Origin of the sequence: Acinetobacter sp. ANC 4169 (assembly GCF_002135355.1) — a bacterium.
Taxonomy (GTDB): Bacteria; Pseudomonadota; Gammaproteobacteria; order Pseudomonadales; family Moraxellaceae; genus Acinetobacter.
The window spans coordinates 54,814-78,812 of the sequence record NZ_NEGE01000013.1; the positions used below are offsets into that span (position 1 = coordinate 54,814).

The following is a 23,999-nucleotide window of genomic DNA, read 5'->3' on the forward strand; positions in this document are numbered from 1 at the left end:
ATTCAGCAAGCACCGATTAATTTATTTTGAGAATTTGTTATGTCATTGTCTCGTATCTTGTTAAAAAAGTGGTATAAATTTCAACAAAACCAGCATGCCAAAAAATTTGATTCCCACTGGTATATGCGTTTTGGCTGGCTTGATCAACCATTAAAAAGCCAAGAGCAATTACATGACTTATTTGAAATCCATTCGCCTGGAAAATTTACCTTTGCAGACTGCTTTTATGTACAGAAAAATGATCGTCACTTTATTTTCTTTGAAGAAGTCGATGATGTTCATCCCGTAGGTTTTTTATCTGTTTTAGAAGTTTTTAAAGATGGCACTTATACAGAACCACAAACCATTTTAAAACTGGATTATCACCTGTCTTATCCATGCGTGTTTAAGGTCGAAAATGACTGGTATATGGTTCCTGAAACCAGTGCCAATAAAACCGTTGAACTTTGGAAATGTGTTGAATTTCCACTAAAATGGAAAAAACATTCCAATATTTTAGAAGGTATTGAAGCAGTTGATAGCACACCTTTTTACCATGAAGGCATGTGGTACCTGTTTACCTCGACACGCAGAAACTGTAAAAAATTTGGTGACCGTTTAGACCTATTCTTTACTGAGGATATTCTCAATCCAAACTGGCAAGAACATCCGCAAAATCCGGTATGTAAAGGTCAGCAACAGTTCCGTATGGCAGGCAAACCGTTTATTTACAACGAAAAACTGGTTCGACCAAGCCAAGATTCACTTAAACGCTATGGCGGCAATATTGAGCTCAAAGAAATTATTCAACTTAGCCCGACAGTCTATCAAGAGCAGCTTTTAGAAGTGCTATTGCCGGACTGGAATAGCGAGGACGATGGCTGCCACACCATTAATGCCGAAAATAATTTTGTAGTACTGGATGCAATTCGTCTATCCGCTAAAAAATAATTAAGCCTTGAGCAAATGTTCATAAATCTTGAGCGTTTGCTGGGTCATTGCAGCCACCGTTAATTCTGCTTTGGCTTGAGCAAATAAGGGCTGAAAATCCTGTTGGGCATGTGCATTTAACGCATTTTGAATGGCATGTTGTAATCCCTGTACATCGCCAATATCAGCCAAATAGGCTTCAGGCAGCCATTCAATCACCCCATTAACCTTCGTTGCAGCCATGACTTTGTCTGCCTGTAAGGCTTCTACCATGACCAATGGAAAACCTTCCCGGTCGGATGAAAGCACCACGACATCGGCCAACTGCAACAAATTACGCGCATCGGTTCGAAAGCCTAAAAATGCAACCCGGTTTCGCATATTCAATGCAGTCACTTGCTGTTCAAGTGCCTGCCGTAATGAACCATCGCCAACGATATACAAATTGGCATCTACGCTCTGCATGGCCTGAATCAATAATGCAATATTTTTGACTGGCTCTAAACGACCAATACACATCACATTTTTTTTGCCAGCATCCAAGGCAGGAAACTTCTTATCAATATCTGCTTTCAAAACCTGCTTTTCTGCATCTGTCAGGCTGGGCTGTGTATGCACGCCATTATAAACAATATGGGCTTTTTCTGCAGGAATACCCTGTGTCAGTGCTTTGCTGACTGCAATTACAGCATCTCCCACCAAATAAGCCGACTTATTCTTTTTTGTGCCGTGAACGGTCGTTACCACTTTGAGATTGGCTAAAAATGGTCGAATCCTAGAAATAAGTTCAGCCGCCTTGCCTGCCTGGGCATGCACGATATCAGGCTGAATCTGCTGAATGAGCGATTTCAGTTGCCACAATAAAAAGATATTCCAGCGACTACGGGCAAAATCGAGTGGATGAAAATGTACATGCTGATTAAACTTTTCTGCATAACATGGATGCGCAATCATATGCACCTCATGCTGCAATGACATTTCATTAACCAAATTAAATGTGTGCTGTTCTAAACCTCCAACACCGCCACTAGTCGCCAAAACCTGAACAATCTTCATGGCTTGTCCTGTTTATTCTTGGCCGCATTTTGATACTGTTCAAACAGCTTGGCTTCTTTTAAAAAAGCATAAAATGCATTAATCATACTGTTCACAAAACCACGCCAGCCATTCAAACAACTACGGCGGATGAAATATGATTTCAAGAAAGTCACCGGCATGACCAAACTCAATTTTAACAAGCTGGGCTTTTTGCCTTTTTGAAATTTCTCGGCAGCTTTCAAATTGGAATACTGATTGTTTTTTTCAACTTTGACAAAAATGCTGGATTCACCGTAATGGTAAATATCACCTTCTGCACGGACACTCTGACCATCCACAATCACATTTTCATGGACTTTATTTTCCAGGTCGTAATGTCCTGTATTTTTGCGAAAAAAGCGTACTTTGGCATGCTTTTTTGTATGTTTACTGTTTGGTACGCCCAGGAAAACATCATTAATAGGCGTGATTAAAGCATCAATCTGATTGGCTTGAATAGTCTGTTGAATTTCGTTCTTCAACTCGGGGGATAACACTTCATCGCCATCCAGATTCAGCACCCAATCATGTTGACACTGCGCCAAAGCCAGACTTTTTTGTCCGGCATAACCCTGCCAGTCTTGGTGTGAAATACGCACATTAGGAAATGACTGGACAATGGCATAGGTATTATCGGTGCTGCCAGAATCCAGAATAATCACTTCAGCAAAATCACGCACGCTGTTTAAAGTGTCTTCAAGCCATGCGCCGCAATTTAAAGTGACGATATAAACACTACATGGAATACTCATAATTTATAACGTCCTTTGGCTAAGGCAATTCGCATTTGCAAGGCATTCATGGCCCCGTGTGTGCTGACACGAGGAATATTAAATTGATTATCTGTGGTATAGGCTTCGATTTTTTTGCGGGTAGATACAGCATTTTTAAAGCCGATTGCTTTGGCCATGTGCTGATGCTTTTCATTAAAACGGCCGAAGGGATAAGCAAAACTTGGACAGCGTCCCACCAGCTTTTCGACATCCTGTTTGGAAGCCTGCATTTCTGCAAAAGCTTGTTCATCAGACAGTTTCAGCAAATTGACATGATGCTGTGTATGCGCACCAAACTCGATCATGCCCGAATCAGACATTTCACGAATCTGTTCTGGACTGAGCTTTTCAATGCCTTCAATTTGTGTTGCCAGGAAAATGGTCGCCTTGGCATGGTATTTTTTCAGCAAAGGATAGGCATATTGATAATTATCTAAAAAACCATCATCAAAGGATAAGGCCACGACATTTTTATGTCCCTGAAACTGATCCAGTTCCGAAACAAAACAGAAGGTAGGCTGTTTTTTCGTGAGATATTGCAGCAGTTGCTCAAACTTGGCCGGTGGCATATTCATGCCTGAAGCTTCAGCATGGGGTGCCACCTGGTGCAACATGACTATTCTTGGCAAACTAGCACTACGAAATGGCAGCCAAAAGGTATAATTTCCCAATAGATATAATACTGCTGCAAAGACGACTAGACCCAATACCACATACAGTAACCACATTATGCATATACCTCATGTGACCATTCATAAGCTTCGGACAATGGCTGATCAAACGTCACTTCAAGCATAAACTGGCTAATGCGTTTAGCATTAAAACTGTTGCGTGTTTTTTGCCAACCCGCTTCTGCTATACGCTTCGCCTCAAATGGATGTTCTGCATAAAATTTAATTTTTTCAGCCAAATCAAACTGATCATCAAAGTAAACGATTTCTTGATCAGTATAGAGTTTATCGAAGCCCGGAATTCGTGGACTAAATGTTAACAAGCCATTGCCTGTGAGCTGCACAATCCGGTCCGAACTATAGAGCGTGACATCATTTTTACGTGAATAGTTCAGTCCCATACGCGATTCAGACAATACTTTATAATAGCCTTTACCGTACACGCCCGGTTGGTCAAAACAGCCATAATACTGATATTGAATATGATTATTCTTTAAGGTATCGGCCAAATCTTTCAGGAATTTTTCACGCTCCGGCTCTTTATACACCACGCCACAGAAAATAAATTCCTTATCAATATTGCTTGATTCAAACTGTTTTAACTGCTCAACATTACGATGTCCCACATTCGGCATGTACGCCACTTTTAAATGCGGCTGCTTGAGTTTTTTCAGATACTCACCTCCGGTAGTACAGAAAATGGCATCCAGATAGGGTGAAAATTCACGTACAAAACCGAGTTTCTGTTCCAGATACAGGGGATCAACGTACCAGAAAGCTATTTTTGTTTGTGGATAATGCTGCTTGATTTCTTTGAGTACATTCGGACTCATCAAGTCACTATGCCCCACTAAAACCAGGTCCGGCTCAATATTATCCACAATTTTTAGAATTTCTTTATTGGCCCAGTTCGCACCAAGCTTTTTGGTTTTAAACACCGTCCCCATACGTGCCATATCGCGAAAACTGAAATCATAAACAAAATGACCATTTTCAATTAAACCCGCTGAAATTTTGCGGTCTGTACAGTAAAAATGTGCGCCTTGTTTATTAAAGCCAAAATTCGCAATATGTAAAATTTTCATGAAGAAACAACTCTATGTTTTCAATAATATATCAGCAACTCGGGTTGCTTCATTCAGTTTTAAATTCAATAGATTATGATGGGTTTTATCGGACGATGTCGATAAAAGCTGATCTAACAACGTGGTGATTCTATCAGATTTCAAACGGTCTATCGCAATTATCCCCACCTTACAACCGGCTGTTAAAGCCTCAAAAATCATCGAGACACTGTCTTCTGTGACCCACACCGCTTCTGCCTTTTGCATTTCCTCAAAAATCCAGCCTTGTGGCGTGTCTTCCACTGGAAAAATCTGTAGCTGACTTGCATAAGACTGTGCGGATAAATGTCCAAGAAATTCTTTCGGGGTACGGCGCGAAGTGGTTAAAATAATTTCAGCTTGTGGATTATGCTGCACAATATTTTGAATTGCCTCCAGCACCTTAGTTTCATTCCACTGATGGCGTTTAGAAGAACCCCCTAAAGCAATCAATATCCGATTGGCTTGATGACGCTGTTCATTGACAATCGGGTTTAAAGCGCCTTGGGTAGTGATGACCTGCCTGGATTCAGCTACGCCATCATGCTCAGGAATAATTGCATAATCAAACCAGCTGAAAGGAAAATTCGGTTTCATTAAAATAACCGTTTTCGCCTGCGGATATACTTTCCCCAGCAGTAAAACCCGTGATTGGGTATGGCTACCTACGCCAAAAATATAATCCGGCTTTTGTTCAAACAGCGCCAATTGATGACTCAACATGCCTTTTAACAGCGTGAAAATTGGCAACTGCTGAATGGATATTTCCTGAAAAGTCACTTCGCTATTGCTTATGCGCTGCATCGCCTTATATAAACCGACTGCTTGCGAACGGTGTCCGGCTTTACCATCACTGACGTAGACAATATGCATGTTGTATTGTTTCCTTTCACAGCCTAAAGCAATAAAAAAAGGCGAAACTTTCGTTCCGCCTTCTCATCTTAACCGATCAACTTATTTTACGTAAGTTAACCAGTGTGCATATTTAGGATCTTTACCCTGAACTGCATCAAAGAATGCTTTCTGGATTTTTGTCGTAATTGGACCACGACAGCCTTCACCAATGATACGGTCATCATATTCACGGATAGGCGTCACTTCAGCGGCAGTACCGGTGAAGAATGCTTCATCACCGATATAGAATTCGTCACGGGTAATACGGCGTTCAACCACTTCATACCCCAAGTCTTTGGCAATGGTAATGATGGTTTGACGGGTAATACCGTCTAAAGCACCGCCAGCGATATCAGGCGTATGTAATACCCCATCTTTCACCAAGAATACGTTTTCGCCAGAACCTTGACATACATAGCCTTGCGGATCCATCAACATCGCTTCGTCATAACCCGAATGTGCCACTTCCTGATGCGCAAGAATAGACAAGGTATAGTTACCAGACGCTTTTGCCTTACACATGGTCACGTTTGGATGGTGGTGAGTGAATGAAGAAGTTTTCACGCGAATACCTTTCGCCATTGCTTCTTCACCTAGGTAAGCACCCCAGCCCCATGCCGCTACAGTGGCATGAATGGTATTATTGGTTGCAGCAATACCGAGTTTTTCCGAACCGATAAAGATAATTGGACGCAAATAGCATGAAGCTAATTTATTTTCACGCACTACATCAATTTGAGCTTGCTCAAGTGCCGCTTGATCAAATGGAACCTTCATTTGATAAATTTTTGCAGAGTTAAGCAAACGTTTTGTATGATCTTGGAGACGGAAAATCGCGGTACCATTTGGTGTTTCATAAGCACGGACACCCTCAAAGACACCCATACTGTAATGTAATGTATGAGTTAGGACGTGGATTTTCGCCTCACGCCAGTCAACCATTTGTCCATCTTGCCAAATAAAACCATCACGATCAGCCAAGTTCATGGCACACACTCCAAATTTTTATACACAGTCATTTCTATCCAACGCAAAAGTTGCAGTTGGATCAATTAATCTTTGCCATAACTTGCAAACGACCTTTCGGGTATCGTGCCAGTCGTCAGCTGCAACTTGCATGGATTGATTCGCAAGGGCTAAACGATGGCTCTCGGCTCGTTCACGGAGATAAGCTTGAATCAATGCTGTCGCATCGGCGCTGGATAAGCGATCCGTTTTTGCGGCATCCTCAAGGATTCGTACGTTGTCGGAGTAATGGGCGAGATCAGGATTCGACCCACTCCATGCTAATACCGCATACTGTGCCATAAATTCGATATCAACGATACCACCTGCATCCTGTTTTAAATGAAAAATCCCATCTTTTTGCTGCTCTTTGGAAGAACCAAGATGGTCTTTCATCTTCTGGCGCATTTTTAGCACTTCTGCACGAACATTCGCCTCATCCCGAGGTTGAGTCAAAATCCGGCAACGTAAATCTTCAAATTTTTCTCGCAGTGAAGTATCCCCTGCAATTGATCGGGCACGAACCAGCGCCTGATGTTCCCACACCCAGGCACTTTTTAATTGATATTGTTCAAAGGCTTTGAGGCTTGTCACCAGAAGTCCCGCCTCACCCGATGGACGTAAGCGGGTATCAATTTCATAAACGCGCCCATCTAAGGTTTGCGTGGTCATCAGCGACATGAATTTTTGTGCGACGCGCATGGCAAACTCAAAACCGCTAATCTGCTTGATCCCGTCAGTATCGCCCTGCTCGCTCATATAATGGATAAATACCAGATCCAGATCCGAGCCATAACCCAGCTCAATACCACCTAATTTGCCATAACCTGCAACCGCAAAAGCCATATGATCGAGTGAACAACGTTGCCCTTCGGCATCTAAAGGATAGCCATGCTTTTTAGCGGTAATTTGATAAGCGAGATTCAGTGCAGCATTCACCGATACCTCGGCAATATCGGTTAATGCATCGGAGACTTTCATCAGTGGACTTTCCGCCAGTACATCACTGGCAGCCACAGCCAAAACATTGGATTTCTTGAATAAACGCAGCACGCGCATTTGATCTTCAACCTGATCAATTTCAATACGTAGCAATTGTTGACGCAGTGAATCTTCCAGATCCTGACGTTTTGGCAGTTCAAAATCCATCGACAGGAATTCATCCAGCAATACCGGATAATGCGTCAGCTCCTCACAAATCCATGGACTCACCGTCGCCATTTTTACCAGACGCTGTAACGCGCCTTTGCTTTCAATCAGCATCACCAGATACACGGTACGGCGCATTACCGATTCGACCAAAGGCATCAAGCGCAGCAGTGCGACTTGCGGTTTATCCGACTGCAAGATCGCTTCAATCAGATGTGGCCAAAACGTCTTTAAACGCTGTACCGCTTTAGCGGGTAATTTTTTCAGCGCATGCCCATACCAGAATTCATGCACCAGTTTTTTAGCATCTTCATCCAGCACCTCATTCAACTGTTTCTCTAATTGGGTAAAACTTTCCACCAGTGGATCAGGCTCTTTTTCTTTAATTAAATGCTCAAACTGATAAATGACTTTGGCGCGTTTTTGATTGAGTAACGCTAAAAATTGATTCCAGCTATCAAAGCCCAAGGTTTCAATAATACGGTTGCGTAAATCAGGTTCAGTCGGTAAAGACTGGGTTTGCTGGTCATTTAAGGCTTGAATGGCATGCTCGATACGGCGCAGGAACAGATAGGCATCTTCCAGTTCAAGCACGGCATTTTGCTCAAGAAGTCCCACTTCCCCCAAATGATGCAGACTCACCAGACACTGGCGATCTTGCAGCTCCAGTTTTGCCCCGCCATAAATCAGCTGAAAGACCTGAACAATAAATTCAACTTCCCGAATTCCGCCGGCACCGAGTTTAATATCATCTTCAATATTTCGGCGTTGCACTTCGCGTTCAATCATGGCTTTCATTTCACGCATCGCTTCAAATGCGGTGTAATCCACGTATTTACGAAAAACAAATGGCCGGGTCATATCCAGCAATTCTGCCCCTTCTTTGCCGCCAGTGACAATGCGCGCCTTGATCCAGGCATAGCGTTCCCATTCACGGCCATGCTGGCTTAAATATTTTTCTAAAGCGGCGTGGCTGATTGCCAGAGCAGAACCATCTCCCCAAGGGCGCAGGCGCATATCAACACGGAATACAAAACCGTCTGCAGTAATATGATCGAGCAGATAAATCAGTTTTTGTCCCCACAGTATACAAAACTGCTGTACGTCAATACATTTACGGCCATTGGTTTCGCCCTGTTCATCAAAGGCAAAAATAAGATCGATATCACTTGAAAGATTAAGTTCTTGCGCCCCCAGTTTACCCATGGCCACCACAATGAGGTCCTGCACAGCACCGCCATAACCGATCGGCTCACCATGCTTGGCCACCAAGGGAGCGCGGGCAAAATCTTTGGCTGCACAAATAGCAGCATCGGCAAAATCGGAAAGTTCACGTGTCAGTGTGACTACATCGGTCAGCCGATTGGCATCCTGCCAAATCCAGCGGAACATCAAGCGCGCACGAAGCACACGAATGGCATGCATCCATGTACTTTCATCTGCAATCTGCTCTAGCGTGTCATGAATAAAATTCTGGATTTGCGTGGTCGTTAAAGGAAGGAGAAATTGATCAATTGCATAATCTTGTTCTAATAAAGCGCTGTGTTTTCCCAATACCTGTTCTGCGTATTGGCTCGCTCGCAATGTGTTCTGCAATTGTTCCGCATTCATCTTAAAACCTTCAGCCTGATTTTTTTCTAGTTATAGCAGCTGAAAAGAGATAGTGGAAAAGAAATTTATTGTTCTGTGCCGATTTATTCAGTAATCGCCTGCTTCATCCGGTCTAAAGAGAGGGCTTGATAATCATTGTCAGCAATCGGTAAAGAAACCTTAAATATCGTGCCTACACCTTCTTTCGATTGCACCGAAATTTTACCCTGATTCAAATCAACAAAACGTTGACACAGCACCAACCCCAGCCCGGTACCTTTTTCACCCGCCGTTCCCTTAAAACTGATAGTCAAACGAGGCTGAAAAAGTTCATCAATCTGCGCTTGCGTCATACCCAAGCCGGTATCCTGAATATAGATATCCACAAAATCTGCTGATTTTTCAGCATACATGGTTACTTTTCCAGTGCCATCCATATGGGTAAATTTCAACGCATTGGACACCAGATTCTGCAAAACCGAGGTGACCATATTGATATCGGCATGGACTTTTAAATCTTCAGGCACCTGATCAATCAGCTGAATATCTTTCTTGATTGCCAAGCTATTCAAGACTGAATAAACAATGGTAGATGACTGTTTTAAATTAAAATTAATCGGGTGGTAAACAAAGCGTCCACCTTCTGCCATCGCCCAGTTCAGCAAACTTTCCAATAGACTATAGGTCGATTGCGAAGTATCCAGTAAATAATCTGCAATCTCCTGAATATTTGCATCATTCAGTGTATCCCGTTCCTGTGCCAGCACTTCCGAAAAGCCAATCAGGCCATGAAATGGAGCGCGTAAATCATGGGCAATAATTTGAAAAAATTTGGTTTTACTAAAATTGAGTGCCAATTGCTGTTCATATAATTCTTTCAGTTCAGCATAGTCTGAACGCAACTCAATAATGCTAATCAGGCTCATGGCAAATTCATGTACCAGCTCCAGATTATTCCCTTTAAATGGATCAAGCTGGTCATCAAACAAAATAACCTGACCAATAGATTGTTTTTTATTAATTTTTAAGTCAAAACCTACAATACGGCGATGCTCCACGCCTAAATCATGAATATGTTGGGAAAAAGCACTGTAGTTTTGATGTTGCGAACAGAGGATAGTATCGCCTGCAAAAAATGAGGCTAAATTGGCTTCGGTCTTTGCTTGATATACTTTAAAGCCTTCGGCTGAAGAATGCCAAATATAAGGTTCATCATGAAAACACAGAATGCCGCAATCTGCCTGCAGAATGCCGCGCGCAAACTTTAAAAAACCTTCAACACGATTATTTGAGGTAAAAACGCCAAGCAATAATGATAACCTGCAAGCACTAAGCTGATCTGTCGTTGTGCCTATTTCGAGTAATTGCAATGCCATATTTGCCTCTCTAGAGAATGTACCTACCCCTATCGTTAAAAACCAACCATTACATACAACTTTATTAACAAACTTTCACATCTAATACAATAAAGAAAGACACAAATAGATAAAAAGTGACAAATTAAGTCAGTTAACACTTAAAATTAATTCTCTTACCTCTATATAGCGCTGTTATTTGAGCCAATACGCTTAGCATAGGCTTAAAGTACAGAGCTATCTCCGCTTGGTTTAAATTAAGATCACTTCACGTTACTTTATGTCCTGGCACCATCGCTGCTAAAAAGCCTCTAAATTTAGGATGATAAAATAATAAAATGCAGATTAGGGTCTGTTGACAATGAAAATTTTTTTCGAATGAACAGCAAGAAATTTGCACTGTATTCACTGAGCAATAATTTATTTCCATGATACCCAACATGTTTTAAGTAATTAGTTTGTAAAACGGTAGAAAGAGCCAATTTATTTTTTATCAAGCCTATAAAGCATTAATTATTTAAAATATTGATAAATATAAATAATATCAAATTAAAGCTTTAAAATAACTTTTATGCAGTGAAGTGCCTATGCGAGCCTTACCCAGGCCGATGAACCTGCCCAAATTCGAAAAAAAGCTAAATTTCACGTAGAATAGAGGTATTGGTGAACAACACCGATGTATACGAATTTTCAGCTAAACAGCAATATGAACAGATATCGCAGTTTAGCTAGGGTGCAATAAGCACCGATACTTTCAATGTTTTATTTAAGCAAACCGGTTCGCTGGACTGAGCCAAAAGCTCGGTTTCAACCAACTCAATCCAAAGCAAGGGGCTATATATGGCTGGTGGAAAGTCAAAAATCATTTACACATTGACCGATGAGGCGCCATTATTGGCGACCTACTCCCTGCTGCCGATCATTGAGACCTTTACCAAGCCGGCTGGCGTTGAGATTGTCAAAAAAGATATCTCTGTGGCCGTACGTGTGCTTGCAGAATTTACGGACTTCCTAAGCGATGAGCAGAAGGTACCGAATAACCTCGCAGAGCTTGGCCGTCTTACCCAAGACCCAGACACTAATATCATTAAACTCCCAAATATTAGTGCTTCAGTTGGCCAATTGACAGCTTGTATCAAGGAACTTCAATCGAAAGGCTATGCTCTTCCTGACTATCCGGAAAACCCGGCGACTGAGGAAGAAAAAGCAATCAAAGCACGTTACAGCAAATGTTTAGGTTCTGCTGTAAACCCGGTACTTCGTGAAGGTAACTCTGACCGTCGTGCACCCACTGCAGTTAAAAACTACGCGAAAAAACACCCGCACTCTATGAGTGAATGGAAACAGTGGTCACAAACTCACGTTTCACATATGGAAGAAGGTGACTTCTACCACGGTGAAAAGTCTATGACGCTTGACCGCGCGCGCAATGTGAAAATGGAATTGATCACTAAAAGCGGTGAAACAATCGTTCTTAAGCCAAAAGTAGCACTTCTAGACGGCGAAATCATTGACTCAATGTTCATGAGCAAGAAAGCGCTTTGCGATTTCTATGAAAAAGAACTTGAAGACTGTAAAGAAGCAGGCATTTTGTTCTCTCTGCACGTTAAAGCAACCATGATGAAAGTTTCACACCCGATCGTATTCGGTCACTGTGTGAAAATTTACTACAAAGACGCATTCGAAAAACACGGCAAACTGTTTGATGAGCTAGGCATTAACATCAACAACGGTATGGCTGGCCTTTACGAGAAGATCGAAACTCTTCCGACTTCTTTACGTGAAGAAATCATCGAAGATTTACACGCTTGCCAAGAACACCGCCCTGCGCTTGCAATGGTGGATTCTGCTAAAGGCATCACTAACTTCCACTCGCCTAACGACGTTATTGTAGATGCTTCTATGCCTGCAATGATCCGTGGCGGCGGTAAAATGTGGGGTGCTGACGGCAAACCTTATGACTGTAAAGCAGTAATGCCTGAATCTACTTTCGCGCGTATTTACCAGGAAATGATCAATTTCTGCAAATGGAATGGTAACTTCGACCCACGCACTATGGGTACTGTGCCAAACGTTGGTTTGATGGCGCAAAAAGCTGAAGAATACGGTTCACACGACAAGACTTTTGAAATTGCTGAAGCAGGTATTGCAAACATCACCGACCTTGAAACAGGTGAAGTGTTGATGTCTCAAAACGTGGAAGAAGGCGATATCTGGCGTATGTGTCAGGTGAAAGACGCTCCGATCCGTGACTGGGTGAAACTCGCAGTAACTCGTGCACGTAACTCTGGCATGCCTGCAATCTTCTGGCTTGACCCATACCGTCCACACGAAAATGAATTGATCAAGAAGGTACAAGAATATCTTAAAGATCATGACACTGACGGTTTAGATATCCAAATCATGTCTCAAGTACGTGCGATGCGTTACACACTTGAACGTGTTGCTCGCGGTCTAGATACTATTTCTGTAACTGGTAACATTTTACGTGACTACCTCACTGACTTGTTCCCAATCATGGAGCTTGGTACTTCTGCGAAAATGCTTTCTATCGTGCCTTTAATGGCTGGTGGCGGCATGTACGAAACTGGTGCAGGCGGTTCTGCTCCTAAACACGTACAACAACTTGTAGAAGAAAACCACTTACGTTGGGATTCTTTAGGTGAGTTCTTGGCTCTGGCTGTATCTCTTGAAGAAATGGGCATTAAAGAAGACAATGCTCGCGCTAAATTGCTGGCTAAAACTTTAGACCAAGCGACTGGTAAATTGCTCGACAACGACCAATCACCATCACGTCGTACTGGCGAGCTAGATAACCGTGGCAGCCACTTCTACCTTGCTAAGTACTGGGCTGAAGCATTGACTGCACAAGACGAAGATACTGAATTGAAAGCCAAGTTTGCTCCACTTGCGAAAGCATTGGCTGAAAATGAAGACAAAATCATTGCTGAGCTTGCTTCCGTTCAAGGTAAAGCAGTTGATATCGGTGGTTACTACGCTCTTAATGAAGAGAAAGTAAACGCAGTAATGCGTCCAAGTGCGACATTGAATGCTGCTCTTGCAACAATCTAAATTTATACAAAACTGACGATGTTAGTGATGTAAAAAACCGGTGCTTAGGCGCCGGTTTTTTTATTTATTGCCATTTCATATCAAATAAAAAAATCTTAAAAAAGCTTATTAGGTAGACTTACCATTTCTTTCTAGCAATATAATAGTTTTAGGTTTTTTAATATTTTTATATTTTACGTTAGCTTCATTAATTTCGTTTATGAAATCAATTGCATCTTTAAGTTGATCTTCAAGTACTAAGCATAGTAATGCTAGTGCAATAAACACCACCGAAATAAAGATAAATCCAATACTAACAAAAACTTGAATACCGCTAGAATAACCAAGCACCAATAAAAGCACCATGCCTAATGAAGCAAAAACAAAATAACCTCCTATTAATACATAACGCCGAAAGGTGGCGTTCAAAGACAAAAATGGCTTAACAGATAAATCTTTAGAGATATTTAATGTTTGCCCTTTTGTATAAGAAATATAATTAATCCCTTGATCAAACAAAAAAACCATATGATCAAAATTAACTAAATAGTTCTGATGAAACTCAATTAGTTTATTTACCAAGTTATGATCAACATTCGGACTTTTTGCAAGATCTTGCGCTGCTCTATCCAGTACTAACTGATTAACATTTCCACTTTCATAATATTTCTCAAAATATTGAATACTTGATACAAGCCTATCTGAAATCTTTTTATGCTTAAGGTTTGTTATTTCATGTCTTTTCAAAAACAATGTAATAATAGCTATCACCACCCCTGCTATCGGCGCAACAAGCTTCCAATCCATTTCCATTTATTAATCACTACGCAATTTATTAAGCTAGAACTATGATTTATCATTAGATTTTAATAATGTGAAGTACTTATTATTCAAATATTTATTTCAGGCAATAAAAAACCCCAAGACTTAATATGCTTGGGGTTCTTCAGAATTTTGGTCCCGAGGGTCGGACTCGAACCGACACGTCATCTCTGACAGCGGATTTTGAGTCCGCCGCGTCTACCAATTTCACCACCTCGGGAAAGGTGTTGCAAGCTAATCAGCTTGTGGTGGCTATATTACTATCAAACTTGAAATTGTCAATTATCTAATTTAGCCGATCGCTCACTTTTAAAGCAAAATCAAAAACTTTGTCTTAAAAAGCATCAGATATCATCTGTTTTACCCTTTTCAGGCCTATAATGCACAGGTTTTTCTTATTTCTATACATTGACGATGCAACTTTCCGACTTTAACTTTGATCTCCCTGACGAGCTGATTGCCCGTTACCCTCTTGAAACCCGTAGTGCTTCACGTTTATTACACCTCGACGCCGCAGGTCAATATCATGACCATCACTTTACCGATATTCTAGACTTACTCGAACCCGGTGATTTACTGGTTTTAAATGACACCAAAGTCATGAAAGCGCGTCTTAAAGGTAAACGTGCCACTGGCGGTGCGGTTGAGGTCTTGGTGGAACGCATGATGGACAAGTTCATTGCGCATTGCCACATTAAAGCCAGCAATACCCCGAAAGAAGGTGCAGAACTGTTCATTGGTCCAGATGAAGTTAAAGTGACGGTAAAAGGTCGTCATGAAAACTTGTTTATCGTTGAGTTTTCTCAGCCCATTTTAAATGTTTTAGATCTATATGGTGCTTTGCCAATTCCGCCTTATTTCAACCGTGAAGCAGAAGCCATTGATACTGTACGTTATCAAACCGTGTTTAATGATCCAACTAAACTCGCCAGTGTCGCTGCTCCTACTGCCAGCCTGCATTTTGACGAAGCTTTGCTGAAAAAGCTGGAACAAAAAGGCATCCAGAAAACCTTTGTGACCTTGCATGTCGGTGCAGGAACATTCCTGCCGGTACGGACCAATGATATTGAAAACCATATCATGCACAGTGAATGGTGCGATGTGTCTGACGAGTCTATGGCGCTCATTAAAGAAACCAAAGCCCGTGGCAATAAAGTGATTGCTGTGGGCACGACTGCAACCCGTGCCACCGAAAGTGCTGCACAGGCGAATGGTGGTGAATTGAAAGGCTGGACTGGCGATACCCAAATCTTCATTTATCCAGGTTACGAGTTTAAAGTGGTCGATCGTCTGATTACCAACTTCCATCTTCCTGAATCTACTTTATTGATGCTGGTTTCGGCGTTGTCAAATCGTGATAATATTTTAAATGCCTATAATCATGCCGTGGAAGCGAAATACCGTTTCTTCAGTTATGGTGATGCCATGCTGATTGATAAAATCACGCCTTAATATTGATCCATTAAAAGAAGCAGACCATGCCGCTCGATACTGTTAGACATTCGATTCATATTCGACGTAAAAAAAATGAACGGGTTTTTAATAATGTTGCGCGGCTTTGGGATATCGCCCGCAAGGCGCAATCGCATCAGGATATTTTAGATGCCCTGCATCCATGGAATGCCCCGATCGTACTCAAGTTTGAAAATGTCTTACCGCTGCTTTTGGCAGCAGTAGGACTTTTTTTTATTCTGCTGATTTTTATTAAACCCGGCAATATCTGGATTCAGCTCAGCCTGATCAGTGGCTTTTTTATGATTTTCTGGGCTTATATCAGCTACGAAGAAAGTAAGCCCGTTGATGAAGTGATCGAATATCTGGAACAGCAAAGCATTGCTAAAAAATACAATCTTGCTTTCCAGCAACAGCCGCAACATATTGGCGTTCCGCTGCAACCAGTCTTGTTCATTGCCCATTTAAAGCGCCTGTTTCCGGTTTTTAATCAGGGCAGCATTGCCAATGACTTTCCCTATTACGCCAGCACCCAATGGACCGATGATGAAGATAAACAGCATCAGGTCATGGTGTTTCAATATCATTATGTCAATGAAATCCGGGTTCGCAATAAGGACGGCAATGAAGTACAAGTAAAAGAAGTACATAAAGATTTATGGGGTGTATTTGTTTTTGATGTCGAAACACAGGGACTGGCTGTCACCACGGCCAATAAAGAATTTTATTATCCTTATGATTTTCCCTGGCATACCAGCGATATTCAAATCAATCAGAAACTCAATATTTTTGGCAGCGATGAAATGCAAATGGCAAAACAGCTCACGCCCGCATTTGTGCTGAAGCTGGATGAATTTTTTACCCAGCGTCAGGGCGATTTAATCTTCCACCCCGACAGTCAGATCTTATGCTTTCTCGGGCCTGCCGACTTATTTAGCATCTCAAGCCGGGCAAAAAAAATTCAAGATATTTCCGCATTACGTGGACACTTGCGTACTTTTAAATTACCTTATCTAGAAAGCTTACAGCGTGATTTAACACATTTTTTAAAATAAAAATCTTTGATTTTTAGGGGACTAATACATGGGGCTGTTGATTTTTTTTCTTTTAATTATTGCCGTGGTCGTGGCCTGTATCATGATCCGCAATAATATTGTGCGTCATCACAATGCTTCTATTCGCGCCTGGTCGGATGTGGCCAGTTATGAACGTCAGAAACTTAAAATTCTAGATGGCTTGCAGCCCTTAGTAGAACAATATTCAAACTTTGAAAAAGGCACTTTAGAAAAAGTGACCGAACTGCGCCAGAATATTTTGAATCTCAACCTCAACAATGCCGATGTTGCCCAGTTACAGCGCATTGAAAGCTTGAACAAGGAAGTGATGCACAGCTTAAATGTCGTGGTGGAGAACTATCCGGAACTGAAAGCCGATGAAATTTATCTGAAAATGATGAATGAAATTGAAGAACAGAATGAAAATGTCGGTGCTGCCATTACCATTTTTAACCGCAATGTCGAGCTGTTTAATAACCATATTCAGGTTTTTCCCAATAACATCATCAATACCATGTCACTGGGTAAAAAAGCCATTCGTCCTTTTCGCGATCTGGCTGCCACGCAAAATTTTGACTATCGGCCTAATTTTTAATATTCAGGACTTTTTGCGTTTCTTATTCACATATCAGCGCAAGAAGTCCGTTAACCGATAGAATTAGAAAAAATATAACTTAACCAACAAGAATAAAAACCATGTTAGAACATATACAATTGCTGCAAGATGCGCTGATTGAAGAATTTTACTCATTATATGATCAATACAATGAAGATCATATTTATGCTTGTGCCTTGGTCTTTAATGAATATTTATTGGTTGATTATCTGGCAATATCGACAACACGCAGTTTATTTGCCGAACATGAAGAGACGGTTCAATATTTATCAGAGCAGGATAAGTGGGCAGTCAAAAAATGGCGCTATCGTTCTCCTCCATCAACAGAAAGTCGTTTTGCCCAATTTAAATCGCTTTTAGCGGACTATTTAAAAACCACCCATATCTTTGGCAATCCTGTGCTGGAACAGGAACAAGCCAATGGGCAAAACAATTTAGATCTATTCATCACTGCGTTTAAGCAAGCTCAACAAGCCCTTGCTCATTCTTATGGTTTGGATATTAATAACATCGTTTTTTTTATCAGCATTCCCAATCGGCCTCAAGCAGTAGTGCATTCAGCGCAAAGCCTGAATGTTGACAGTTTATTATTGGCCGAGCTGATTCAACATCATGCCCCGCAAAATCTGCCTGCAAAAACCAGGACGAAACAAAAATTATCCCAAGCAGACAAAGACTTGCTGGTCGATGTGGCCCAGATGGTGGAAGTTGAACCTTATGATTATTTGCAAGTGGCTCAGGAAGCCTATTTACTGACCTTAGAATCGACTTTTATTGATACTAATCCCTATATTCAGAAACTGATTCAGACTATTGCTGCAATGGATTCCGGATTAAATGATGGCTGTGCCCTAGAAAAACAGGAAATACTAGACCGCATTGAACAGTTCTATCATGCCAACCATAGCCTGCCTTTACCTCCCCCCCCATCACTTTCCCGATATACCGTGAAAAAGAAAGTATCGAGTTAAAATTCGACAACACTGGCGTTTGTGTGCGTAATCAAGGAAAATAGCGGACTTTTAGCGGCGAACTGTTTTTTCGCTCTTGCACTGCATGCAGTGCTTTGCTCTTGTTCAGGATATTTTATGAAGTTTGAGAAATTAGGTCAGTCGGGTCGTGCCCGTCGTGGTCGTTTAACACTTGAACACGGCGTGGTGGAAACCCCTGTGTTTATGCCGGTCGGTACCTACGGTACAGTCAAGGGCATGCTCCCACGTGATGTAGAAGATATTAAAGCTCAGATTATTTTAGGTAATACTTTCCATCTTTATTTACGTCCAGGTCTGGATGTGATTCGTGAACATGGCGGCTTGCACGAGTTCATGAAGTGGAATAAACCAATTTTAACCGATTCAGGCGGCTTCCAGGTGTTCAGCCTCGGTGCAATGCGTAAAATTAAAGAAGAAGGTGTGACCTTCCGTTCGCCAATTGATGGTTCAAAAGTCTTTTTATCACCTGAAATTTCAATGGATATTCAACATACCTTGAATTCAGATATCGTGATGATTTTTGATGAATGTACGCCTTACCCTGCCACTCGTGAAGAAGCGCAAAAATCTTTGCAGCTGTCGCTACGCTGGGCCAAACGTTGTAAAACCCATCATCATGATGTGTTAAAAAATAAAAATGCCCTGTTCGGTATTATCCAGGGCGGTATGTATGAAGATCTTCGTGATGAATCACTGAAGGGCTTAAAAGAAATTGATTTTGATGGTTTTGCCATTGGCGGTCTTTCTGTCGGTGAGCCGAAAGAAGAAATGATCAAGATCCTGGATCATCTGCCACCGAAAATGCCGGAAGACAAGCCACGCTACTTGATGGGCGTGGGTAAACCGGAAGATATCGTGGAAGGCATTCGTCGTGGTGTAGACATGTTTGACTGCGTGATGCCAACCCGTAATGCACGTAACGGTCATTATTTTGTGACAGACGGTCTGGTGCGTATCCGTAATGCCAAATATCGTCATGACCAAAGTCCGCTTGATTCTGAATGCGACTGCTATACCTGTCAAAACTTCACCCGTGCCTACCTGTTCCATCTGGAAAAATGCGGTGAAATGCTAGGTTCCATGCTGGGTACCATTCATAACTTGCGTTATTACCAAAGATTTACACAAGACATCCGTGATGCGTTAGATAATGGTACTTTTGATGAATATGTTCAGGATTTTTATGCGCGTCGTGGTCTAGAAGTCCCGCCTTGTCCTGAAGATTAATCTCTCAGCATTTGCGCTGAAGAAAAAGACAAGGTAAATTGCAGAACAAGTCAGTTTATTTATCATGTAGTTGATAGGGTCTGTTGACATTTCATAAATGAATTGCGTTGTAGGCTAAAATTGAGCAGGCAAGGAATGAAATGCAAAGAATGGTAATTCCATTTTTAAATTTCATAACGCAGTCTGAGATAATTTTAGCCACAACCTGAGCAAAAACAAAGCACTGCTTTGTTTGCAGCGCAAGGCGCAGCTGGGGACTGGAGTATTTTTTGGCACTACGTCGTTGTGAACTACGCATTTAGAATAACTAAATTTTGTATTTCACGCCTCGTATTGCCTAAAAAATACTCACAGTCGCAAACATAGACGAAGTGTCTACAGACCCTAATACATTTTTTAGTTTAGGAAATTGAAATGAGCCTTTTTATTTCTACTGCTCACGCAGCAGGTGAAGCTGCACAACAACCAAGTTTGGTAACCAACCTTTTGATGATTGCAGTATTTGTCGCAATCTTCTATTTCCTGATCTGGCGCCCTCAAGCGAAACGTGCCAAGGAACACCGCACTTTGGTTGAAAGCCTGGGTGTAGGAAGCGAAGTGGTATTTGCGGGTGGTCTGATGGGTAAAATCACTAAAATTGAGGGTGATTTTGCAGTGGTTGAATTAAGCCGTGGCGTAGAAGTAAAAATTCAGCGCGCAAGTGTGATTTCAGTTCTGCCTGAAGGCACATTAAATAATCTCTAATCAAAAATAAGTCGTGCCCTTGCACGACTTTTTCATTTTAAGAAGAAAACAGATGCGTTACCCAGCATGGAAATATCTGCTGATCATCGTGGTTTTGCTGATCAGTACATTATATGCCCTGCCTAGTTTGTATCCCGATGAACCTGCTGTTCAAATTTCTGGTGCCAAAGCTGGTACCCAGATTGACCAAAGCATCGTACAAAAAGCAGAGCAATTATTAGAAAGTGAAAAAATTACCAGCCATGACAACAGCTTTAGCAATAATGCTGCCCTTTTACGTCTTGATTCTTCTGAAGCACAATTAAAAGCCAAAGAAGTGTTACGTCGTGGGCTTGGTGATAATTATGTGGTTGCATTGAACCTTGCTCCAACCACTCCGGAATGGCTACAAAAAATTGGTGCCAAACCCATGAAATTGGGTCTGGATTTACGTGGTGGTGTGCACTTCTTGCTGGAAGTGGATATGGACAAGGCCATCAGCCAGCGCATGGAAACCTCGGCGACCGATTTACGCCGTCAATTCCGTGACAACAAGTTAAAATTCAACAGCCTGGCTTTGAATAACAATACCATTACCGTACAGTTTGCCAATAACAGCGACCGTGAAGCGGTGATGGACTTCTTGCGCCGTAATGGTAATGAATTCAACCAGCAGGCGCTTGCTTCTGCTTCGGGTTCAACTTTACGCTTGAACTATACCGATGTACGCAAGCAAGAAATTCAGTCGTATGCGGTGAATCAAAACTTAACTACTTTACGTAACCGTATTAACGAGTTAGGCGTAGCGGAAGCATTGGTTCAAACTCAAGGTAGCAACCGTATTGTGGTTGAACTGCCAGGGGTGCAAGACACGGCTGAAGCGAAACGTGTCTTGGGTCGTACAGCGAACCTGGAATTCCGTATCGTTTCCGATTTGAATGACCAATATATCGATCCATATACGGGTCAGGTAAAAGGCACACTTCCACCAGGTACAGAAGCTTTTGCTTATGAATCGCTGGATAGCGGTCGTCAATTACTGCTCAACCGCAACCGTATTTTAACGGGTGAACGTGTACAAAACGCTTCAAGTGGCTTTAGCCAAGATAGCGGTGGTGCTGAAGTAAACATTACTTTGGACAGTGCTGGCGGTAAGCTGATGGCCGATGCAACCCGTAATGCAGTTGGTAAACGCATGGCGGTATTGTTCATCGAGAACAAGCAGAAGATCAGTTATGTTCCAGATCCTGTGACTGGTGCGCAAACTGAAGTTCGTACCCCGTATGCTGAATCTGTGATCATTAATGCGGCAACTATTCAGGCTGTATTGGGTTCTCAGTTCCGTATTACCGGCCTGGATTCACCACAAGAAGCGGCTGAACTTGCATTGATGCTTCGTGCCGGTGCCCTTGCTGCGCCGATGTACTTCGTCGAAGAACGAGTGGTTGGTCCTAGCCTGGGTCAGGAAAACATTGACAAAGGTGTGTTATCGACTCAAATCGGTTTCATTCTGGTCGCAATCTGGATGGTGGTATTCTTCCGTCTATTCGGTCTAATTGCCAACTTCGCCCTGGTGGCTAACCTGGCAATGATCCTGACAGTGATGTCATGGATTGGTGCATCCCTCACCCTTCCGGGTATTGCCGGTATCGTGATCACCATTGGTATGGCGGTCGATGCCAACGTACTGATCTGTGAACGGATACGGGAAGAAATGAAATGGGGTGCCTCGCCCAAACAGGCCATTGTCGCGGGTTATGATCGAGCCTATAACACCATTTTTGACTCGAACTTAACCACCTTCCTGGTTGCGTTTATTCTATTTGCCATCGGTACCGGCCCGATTAAGGGCTTCGCGGTCACCTTGATGATTGGTATTGTCTGCTCGATGTTTACAGCCATTACTGTGACTCGTGCGATTGTGCAAATTATTTATGGCAAAAAACGTAACTTGAAAAAGTTGAGCATTTAGGAGATCGAAGATGACTGATATGACTCAACCGCAAAAGAAATACGGTCGCCCGGATGATGAGCGCGTCATAGACTTTATGAAGATTGCCAAACCTGCGGCAATCATCTCTATTCTTTTAACCTTGGCCAGCATTTTCTTTATTGCCACCAAAGGTCTAAACCTCGGTTTGGACTTTACTGGCGGTGTTTCTGCCGAGCTGAACTATAAGCAACCTGCCAATCAGGTCGAAGTTATTCAGGCTTTGAATCAGGCCGGTTTTAAAGATGCTGTGGTGCAAACCCTCGGTAGCAACAAAGATCTTTTGGTTCGTATGCCTGTTCAGGACATTGAAGTAGAAGACCTGAATAACGCCATCACCAAAGCGGCACAATTACCTAACAATCCGGCTGAAGTCCACAAGGTAGATTCTGTCGGTGGACAAGTCGGTAATGAACTTTATGTCCGTTCGGCAGGTGCTGTAGCCTTGGCATTGCTATTAATGCTGGTTTACGTGACCATTCGTTTTGAGTTCAAGCTAGCGGTAGGTGCGGTGCTTTCGTTATTCCATGATGTCATTGTAACCATTGGTGTTTTTGCCATGATGCAATGGCCGTTTGACTTAACCGTACTGGCTGCCATTCTGGCGCTTTTAGGCTTCTCGCTAAACGATAACATCGTTGTTTCTGACCGTATCCGTGAAAATTTCCGTAAGATTCGCGGTGCTACGCCTCGTGAAGTGGTCAATATTTCTTTGACTGAAACTTTACGTCGTACCATTCACACTTCTATGACCTTATTGCTGGTTGTGGTTGCGATGATGTTCCTGGGCGGTGAAGGTTTGCACTGGTTCTCTGTTGCCATGTTTATTGGGGTATTTGTCGGTACTTATTCTTCAATTTATATTGGTACTGCATTTGCCTTATGGCGTGGTCTGAACCGTCAGGACTTTATTGTTCAGGTTAAACCTGAATTTGAAGAAGAAGAAATTCCTAAATGATCCAAGCGATCGAAGTAGTTTCTATCTAACCTTCTTTGAATAGATATAAAAAAGCCCATCACAATATGGGCTTTTTTATGCAGGTCAAAAATACAAAACGCTGTACCTTTAACTAGACATTTTATAAATTGAAATGCTCAAGCTTATAGCTTTGCAATATCCCCTTTTAATGCTACCCCTGCAACCGCCATGCCTTTGGCACATTGATAAGTGGTACTACTCTTAGTCTCATTAGCCTTATAGTAGCTCACGATATTGGTCACGGCATTGGCCCCCTTTGCCTTGGCAGTATTCTGGAACTGGATCAAGGCTGAACGCAATACATGATCACATGATGTTTCAGCAGATTTGGCAAAGCCATTGGTTTTTTTGTTGGTCACCAAACCTTTTTGAATGACTTTGCCACCAGCACGCGTACCCGCCAAATAAAATTTAACCGAACCGTCCAGCGTACCGTCAGCAACGGCACGACTGACCGCTTCCTGAAAGTTGAAGTCATGCATTTGATCTGCGGCCTGAGCTGAAACTACCCCACCCAAACACAATGCAGCTGTAAGTGCTAATTTTTTGATGAACATAATGTACCC

20 protein-coding genes and 1 tRNA gene are annotated in these 23,999 nt (G+C 42.2%); 10 read left to right on the plus strand and 11 right to left on the minus strand.

Translation table 11 applies throughout. The features are described 5' to 3' along the window. Positions 1-39: 39 nt before the first annotated feature. Positions 40-930 carry a hypothetical protein gene (locus B9T26_RS11115; protein ID WP_086199761.1) on the plus strand — a complete coding sequence of 297 codons (891 nt, stop codon included), beginning with the start codon at positions 40-42 and terminating at the stop codon, positions 928-930. On the opposite strand, the gene B9T26_RS11120 is transcribed toward B9T26_RS11115, so the two are convergent. From B9T26_RS11120 to B9T26_RS11155, 8 genes are all read right to left on the minus strand, one after another. Further along, a complete protein-coding gene (locus B9T26_RS11120; protein ID WP_086199762.1) occupies positions 931-1,965 on the minus strand; it encodes a glycosyltransferase in 1,035 nt (344 codons plus the stop codon). It abuts the gene before it with no gap. Then, on the minus strand, positions 1,962-2,741 hold the full coding sequence (locus tag B9T26_RS11125) for a glycosyltransferase family 2 protein (RefSeq protein WP_086199763.1): 780 nt from the start codon (positions 2,739-2,741) through the stop codon (positions 1,962-1,964). The genes B9T26_RS11120 and B9T26_RS11125 overlap by 4 nt, the downstream gene beginning before the upstream one ends. Continuing rightward, complete coding sequence (locus B9T26_RS11130; RefSeq protein WP_205666419.1) at positions 2,735-3,490, minus strand: polysaccharide deacetylase family protein; 756 nt, start codon at positions 3,488-3,490, stop codon at positions 2,735-2,737. Before B9T26_RS11130 ends, B9T26_RS11125 begins: the two co-directional genes overlap by 7 nt. Next, complete coding sequence (locus B9T26_RS11135) at positions 3,487-4,515, minus strand: glycosyltransferase (protein ID WP_086199765.1); 1,029 nt, start codon at positions 4,513-4,515, stop codon at positions 3,487-3,489. Before B9T26_RS11135 ends, B9T26_RS11130 begins: the two co-directional genes overlap by 4 nt. A gap of 12 nt (positions 4,516-4,527) precedes the next feature. After that, positions 4,528-5,406: an ELM1/GtrOC1 family putative glycosyltransferase gene (locus B9T26_RS11140; protein WP_086199766.1), complete on the minus strand. Its 879-nt coding sequence runs from the start codon at positions 5,404-5,406 to the stop codon at positions 4,528-4,530. Between the two features lie 81 nt (positions 5,407-5,487). Continuing rightward, positions 5,488-6,414, minus strand: coding sequence for a branched-chain amino acid transaminase (locus B9T26_RS11145; RefSeq protein WP_086199767.1), 927 nt, complete (start codon positions 6,412-6,414; stop codon positions 5,488-5,490). Between the two features lie 18 nt (positions 6,415-6,432). Continuing rightward, on the minus strand, positions 6,433-9,192 hold the full coding sequence (gene glnE, locus B9T26_RS11150; protein ID WP_086199768.1) for a bifunctional [glutamate--ammonia ligase]-adenylyl-L-tyrosine phosphorylase/[glutamate--ammonia-ligase] adenylyltransferase: 2,760 nt from the start codon (positions 9,190-9,192) through the stop codon (positions 6,433-6,435). An 83-nt stretch (positions 9,193-9,275) separates the two neighbouring features. Beyond that, a complete protein-coding gene (locus tag B9T26_RS11155; protein ID WP_086199769.1) occupies positions 9,276-10,547 on the minus strand; it encodes a sensor histidine kinase in 1,272 nt (423 codons plus the stop codon). An 819-nt stretch (positions 10,548-11,366) separates the two neighbouring features. Between B9T26_RS11155 and B9T26_RS11160 the strand changes: the two genes are divergently transcribed. Next, a complete protein-coding gene (locus B9T26_RS11160; protein WP_086199770.1) occupies positions 11,367-13,598 on the plus strand; it encodes an NADP-dependent isocitrate dehydrogenase in 2,232 nt (743 codons plus the stop codon). A gap of 108 nt (positions 13,599-13,706) precedes the next feature. On the opposite strand, the gene B9T26_RS11165 is transcribed toward B9T26_RS11160, so the two are convergent. Further along, positions 13,707-14,390, minus strand: coding sequence for a hypothetical protein (locus B9T26_RS11165; protein ID WP_086199771.1), 684 nt, complete (start codon positions 14,388-14,390; stop codon positions 13,707-13,709). A 142-nt stretch (positions 14,391-14,532) separates the two neighbouring features. Beyond that, positions 14,533-14,619, minus strand: a tRNA-Leu gene (locus tag B9T26_RS11170). Between the two features lie 194 nt (positions 14,620-14,813). Between B9T26_RS11170 and queA the strand changes: the two genes are divergently transcribed. The 8 genes from queA to secF all read left to right on the plus strand — a co-directional run bounded on the left by queA (position 14,814) and on the right by secF (position 23,412). After that, a complete protein-coding gene (queA, locus tag B9T26_RS11175) occupies positions 14,814-15,851 on the plus strand; it encodes a tRNA preQ1(34) S-adenosylmethionine ribosyltransferase-isomerase QueA (protein WP_086199772.1) in 1,038 nt (345 codons plus the stop codon). A gap of 26 nt (positions 15,852-15,877) precedes the next feature. Beyond that, positions 15,878-16,906 carry a hypothetical protein gene (locus tag B9T26_RS11180; RefSeq protein WP_086199773.1) on the plus strand — a complete coding sequence of 343 codons (1,029 nt, stop codon included), beginning with the start codon at positions 15,878-15,880 and terminating at the stop codon, positions 16,904-16,906. Positions 16,907-16,934: 28 nt separating this feature from the next. Further along, positions 16,935-17,501, plus strand: a complete 567-nt coding sequence (locus B9T26_RS11185; RefSeq protein WP_086199774.1) for a LemA family protein — start codon at positions 16,935-16,937, stop codon at positions 17,499-17,501. Between the two features lie 101 nt (positions 17,502-17,602). Continuing rightward, positions 17,603-18,493, plus strand: coding sequence for a DUF4303 domain-containing protein (locus B9T26_RS11190; RefSeq protein WP_086199775.1), 891 nt, complete (start codon positions 17,603-17,605; stop codon positions 18,491-18,493). Positions 18,494-18,610: 117 nt separating this feature from the next. Then, on the plus strand, positions 18,611-19,741 hold the full coding sequence (gene tgt, locus B9T26_RS11195; RefSeq protein ID WP_086174398.1) for a tRNA guanosine(34) transglycosylase Tgt: 1,131 nt from the start codon (positions 18,611-18,613) through the stop codon (positions 19,739-19,741). 414 nt (positions 19,742-20,155) lie between these two features. Then, the gene (yajC, locus tag B9T26_RS11205; RefSeq protein ID WP_086195837.1) at positions 20,156-20,485 is read left to right on the plus strand and encodes a preprotein translocase subunit YajC; all 330 of its coding nucleotides are present in this window, start codon (positions 20,156-20,158) and stop codon (positions 20,483-20,485) included. Positions 20,486-20,537: 52 nt separating this feature from the next. Further along, positions 20,538-22,436 (plus strand): protein translocase subunit SecD, encoded by a 1,899-nt coding sequence (gene secD / locus B9T26_RS11210; RefSeq protein ID WP_086199777.1) that lies wholly within the window; start codon positions 20,538-20,540, stop codon positions 22,434-22,436. Between the two features lie 10 nt (positions 22,437-22,446). Beyond that, complete coding sequence (gene secF, locus B9T26_RS11215) at positions 22,447-23,412, plus strand: protein translocase subunit SecF (protein ID WP_086199778.1); 966 nt, start codon at positions 22,447-22,449, stop codon at positions 23,410-23,412. Between the two features lie 143 nt (positions 23,413-23,555). Here secF and B9T26_RS11220 read toward each other — a convergent pair whose 3' ends face one another. After that, positions 23,556-23,990, minus strand: a complete 435-nt coding sequence (locus B9T26_RS11220; RefSeq protein WP_086199779.1) for an excinuclease — start codon at positions 23,988-23,990, stop codon at positions 23,556-23,558. Between the last annotated feature and the right edge of the window lie 9 nt (positions 23,991-23,999).

Excerpts from the sequence above, each read along its gene's own strand:
- B9T26_RS11115 (WP_086199761.1), top strand. The coding sequence starts at position 40 with ATGTCATTGTCTCGTATCTTGTTAAAAAAGTGGTATAAATTTCAACAA.
- B9T26_RS11120 (WP_086199762.1), bottom strand. The coding sequence starts at position 1,965 with ATGAAGATTGTTCAGGTTTTGGCGACTAGTGGCGGTGTTGGAGGTTTA.
- B9T26_RS11135 (WP_086199765.1), bottom strand. The coding sequence starts at position 4,515 with ATGAAAATTTTACATATTGCGAATTTTGGCTTTAATAAACAAGGCGCA.
- B9T26_RS11140 (WP_086199766.1), bottom strand. The coding sequence starts at position 5,406 with ATGCATATTGTCTACGTCAGTGATGGTAAAGCCGGACACCGTTCGCAA.
- B9T26_RS11145 (WP_086199767.1), bottom strand. The coding sequence starts at position 6,414 with ATGAACTTGGCTGATCGTGATGGTTTTATTTGGCAAGATGGACAAATG.
- glnE (WP_086199768.1), bottom strand. The coding sequence starts at position 9,192 with ATGAATGCGGAACAATTGCAGAACACATTGCGAGCGAGCCAATACGCA.
- B9T26_RS11155 (WP_086199769.1), bottom strand. The coding sequence starts at position 10,547 with ATGGCATTGCAATTACTCGAAATAGGCACAACGACAGATCAGCTTAGT.
- B9T26_RS11160 (WP_086199770.1), top strand. The coding sequence starts at position 11,367 with ATGGCTGGTGGAAAGTCAAAAATCATTTACACATTGACCGATGAGGCG.
- B9T26_RS11165 (WP_086199771.1), bottom strand. The coding sequence starts at position 14,390 with ATGGAAATGGATTGGAAGCTTGTTGCGCCGATAGCAGGGGTGGTGATA.
- queA (WP_086199772.1), top strand. The coding sequence starts at position 14,814 with ATGCAACTTTCCGACTTTAACTTTGATCTCCCTGACGAGCTGATTGCC.
- B9T26_RS11180 (WP_086199773.1), top strand. The coding sequence starts at position 15,878 with ATGCCGCTCGATACTGTTAGACATTCGATTCATATTCGACGTAAAAAA.
- B9T26_RS11185 (WP_086199774.1), top strand. The coding sequence starts at position 16,935 with ATGGGGCTGTTGATTTTTTTTCTTTTAATTATTGCCGTGGTCGTGGCC.
- B9T26_RS11190 (WP_086199775.1), top strand. The coding sequence starts at position 17,603 with ATGTTAGAACATATACAATTGCTGCAAGATGCGCTGATTGAAGAATTT.
- tgt (WP_086174398.1), top strand. The coding sequence starts at position 18,611 with ATGAAGTTTGAGAAATTAGGTCAGTCGGGTCGTGCCCGTCGTGGTCGT.
- yajC (WP_086195837.1), top strand. The coding sequence starts at position 20,156 with ATGAGCCTTTTTATTTCTACTGCTCACGCAGCAGGTGAAGCTGCACAA.
- secD (WP_086199777.1), top strand. The coding sequence starts at position 20,538 with ATGCGTTACCCAGCATGGAAATATCTGCTGATCATCGTGGTTTTGCTG.
- secF (WP_086199778.1), top strand. The coding sequence starts at position 22,447 with ATGACTGATATGACTCAACCGCAAAAGAAATACGGTCGCCCGGATGAT.
- B9T26_RS11220 (WP_086199779.1), bottom strand. The coding sequence starts at position 23,990 with ATGTTCATCAAAAAATTAGCACTTACAGCTGCATTGTGTTTGGGTGGG.